We start from the raw sequence: 474 nt of genomic DNA, 5'->3' as shown, positions 1-474 counted from the left end.
CGTCCGGCGAGAAATCTATGCGGACGTACGATAACCCCTATAACACCGAGCGACGCCTCTCGATGCAGGCGAACAGGTGGCACGGGACTGCCCGTCTCCGAATCACACGGCTCGGTGTACCACGCAACCGCGGAACGCGCCGTGGCGAGGGCTACATTACGCGCGGTCTGGCCGCGGCTCCGTATATAAAACCTCGCGGCAGACCGGGCCTTCGGCGGCACTGGGACTGTCCCTTCGTGAGACAGTAGTTTACTCGCTCGCGTGTTCTCGTGCCGTGGCGTACGCTTCTTGGAGTTGCTTGAACTCCGCCTGTGAGCCGCCGTGATCCGGATGGACGGACTTCACGCGGTCGCGGTAGGCGGTCCTGACGGCCTCGGGACTGGCACCTCGAGAGAGGTCCAGGTAGTCGAACGCCTCCGAGACCGGATCCGCTCTGGCGTTCGAGCGAGGGCCGTGGGTGAACGTGGGGACGTC

General features: G+C 64.6%; 1 protein-coding gene. It reads right to left on the bottom strand.

The genetic code is table 11. The features are described from left to right. Window positions 1-249 precede the first annotated feature (249 nt). The coding region (locus DEQ92_RS22315; RefSeq protein ID WP_147299587.1) for a J domain-containing protein at window positions 250-474 on the bottom strand (225 nt) is incomplete at its 5' end.

This window comes from Haloferax sp. Atlit-6N (genome assembly GCF_003383195.1).
Taxonomy (GTDB): domain Archaea; phylum Halobacteriota; class Halobacteria; order Halobacteriales; family Haloferacaceae; genus Haloferax; species Haloferax gibbonsii.
This window is presented reverse-complemented; position numbering and strand designations above follow the sequence as displayed.